The 2,735-nt window shown below is 39.9% G+C and carries 2 protein-coding genes; both read left to right on the top strand.

Features of this window, described 5'->3' with window-relative positions:
• Positions 1–1,616, top strand: a 1,616-nt coding sequence (locus ACKPEB_RS12305) for a DUF1156 domain-containing protein (RefSeq protein ID WP_408965213.1), incomplete at its 5' end; no start/stop codon positions are given.
• 81 nt (positions 1,617–1,697) lie between these two features.
• Positions 1,698–2,735 (top strand): DUF499 domain-containing protein (locus ACKPEB_RS12300; protein ID WP_408965212.1); only part of this gene is annotated, 1,038 nt, incomplete at its 3' end.

Below are 2,735 nucleotides of genomic sequence, written 5' to 3'. Positions count from 1 at the left end.
AAATATTACAGCAGGGATATGAGGAGGAATTAGCTAAGGCAATTGTTACTTATTTAGGGATAATGTGTGATAGATTGGCAGATTATAATAGTAATGTTCAAGCTTGGGATTCTAGCAGATTAACGCCGGGTCATACTTTTTCCAGGCAAGCATTACCTATGATTTGGGACTTTGTTGAAACAAATCAATTAGTACCAACATCGGGTAGTTCTTATAATTCAATTGATTGGATAATAAGAGTTATTCGGCACGAATCTTCTGATAATAATTTAGCTTTGATTCAACGAGCTTCATCAATGGCATTGCCAATAGAATCAAATACTTTAGACGCAGTTATTACAGACCCTCCTTATTTTGATTCTGTTCCCTATGCCGATTTATCAGATTACTTTTATGTTTGGTTAAAACGTAGTATAGGACATCTTTATAAAGAACATTTTTCCAGTCAACTCACCCCTAAAAAAAATGAAGCAACTATGGAACCTTCTCGACATGGTGGAGATAAAAAGAAAGCTGCAAAAGCGTATGAAGATATGATGCACCAAGCCTTTTGTGAAGCCAACCGAGTCCTAAAAGATGGGGGAATGATGGTTGTCGTTTATGCTCATAAAACAACTGCCGGATGGTCAACTTTAATTGATTCTTTAAGACGGGCAAAATTTACAATTACAGAAGCATGGCCCTTAGATACAGAAATGGGTTCTCGGTTACGGAGTCAAAATTCTGCTGCACTGGCTTCCAGTATCTTTTTAGTTGCTAGAAAACGCACTAATACAGACATTGGTGATTATGCAATGGACGTACAACCGCAACTCAAAAGTATTATTCAAGACCGAGTAAAAAGCTTAATGTCAGAAGGAGTAGCGGGGGCAGATTTAATTATTGCTTGTGTGGGTGCGGGGTTACGCGCTTATACCCAATATGACAAAGTTGAACTACCAAATGGAGACGAATTAGATGCCAATTCATTCTTAGATGAAGTGCAGAAAGAAGTCTTAGAAACGGTATTAACAGAAGTCTTACTTTGCGATAAAAAAGGCGTGAGTTTTGTTGATAAACCCACCCAATATTATATTTTAGCGCGTTATGAATATGGAGAAGCCGTTGTTGATTTTGATGAAGCCAATACTTTAGCCAAAGGCGTTGGCGTTGAACTTGATGGCGTTGGGGGCTTAACCGATGGTAAATTAGCCGTAGAGACGTGCCATGGCACGTCTCTACTGAAGAAAACTAAAAATCAAGTACAATTACGAGATTATAGTGAACGGGGAGAATTTGAAGGTTTAGGAATTCAGAAAACTGAAAAACAACAAACTTTTAATGTAACCCCGCAGACTATCGGTTCACCGCCAACGTTAATAGATATTCTCCATCGGTTACTTTGGTTAGCCGAACATCAACCCCAAAATGTTAATAATTTCTTAGCTGAAAGTATGCCCGATGCAACTCAATTAAAATTAGTCGCCCAAGCGTTAGGAGGACGAGCGTTAACCCCAGAAACGGGAACCACAGAAACCGTTTCTAACCGCACCAAAGAACAGCAAGCCATTGATACTTTATTAGCATCTTGGAAACGCTTAGTAGAGGATAATTTGTTTACCCAACAAAAACCTTAAGTAGAGACGTGCCATGGCGCGTCTGTACCAGTTATCAGTAATTAATTTTTTTCAAATTGTTGTTTATTCCCCTAAAAAATTATGACCGCTTATCAATTGAAACCCTGGACACAAGTTGTTACTCCCCATCCTGATATTCTGGATGGGAAGTTAGATAATGCCACCTATGCGATTAACTTAGGTAGTGTAATTCGCCAAGATTCTCAATGTTCCCGCTTGTATCGAGATGCCCGTGAATTCTTTAACGCTACCTACTTAAGCGGAGAACTTAGAGGGATTTTAGTTGATGTTCTTAGCGGGTTAAAAGGGGAACCTGGAAACCGAGTCATCCAACTGCGAACCCCCTTCGGAGGTGGGAAAACCCACACTTTATTAAGTCTCTATCATCTCGCCAAAAACCGTTACCAACTGCGAGGAATTTCTCAACTAGATGCCTTACCTGACCCCGGAGAGGTCACAGTTGCCGCCTTTACCGGGTTAGATATCAGTGTTTCAACCGGAACGCAAATTGAAAACGGCCCCCAAATTCTCACCCCTTGGGGATATTTAGCTTGGCAACTTGGAGGATATGAAGCTTATCAATTAATAGAAGCAGACGATAAAAACCGCACCGCCCCAGGAAATAACGATTTAAGAAAAATCATCGGAGATCAACCCACTCTGATTCTGATGGATGAATTTTTAGTATATATTGAAAACGCAATGGGAATCACCCTTGGAGACTCAACCTTTGGGCGACAAATTCTAACTTTTATACAGAAACTTACAGAAGTCGTGCGAGAATTGCCTAAAACAGTTTTAGTTTATTCTTTGCAAGCTAGTGTTCAAGAAGCCATCGGAAATGAAGGGTTATTAAGTGTTTTAGATAAACTCGTTAGTCGCATTGATGCGAAAAAAGAACCCGTCTCTGGGGATGAAGTGATGGAGGTGGTGCGAAAACGATTATTTACTGATATTGGGAATACAGAAATTATTGCTGAAGTCGCCCGACAGCAAGCGGCATTATTTCGCAAATTTCGAGAAAGTTATACCACCACAAACCGAGAAAAACAGGAAGTTGAACAGCAAGCCAAACTATTAGAAGAACGCATTAAGTTAAGTTATCCGTTTCACCCGGAT

The sequence above is a fragment of the Planktothrix sp. genome (assembly GCF_046067725.1).
GTDB lineage: Bacteria > Cyanobacteriota > Cyanobacteriia > Cyanobacteriales > Microcoleaceae > Planktothrix.
This window is presented reverse-complemented; position numbering and strand designations above follow the sequence as displayed.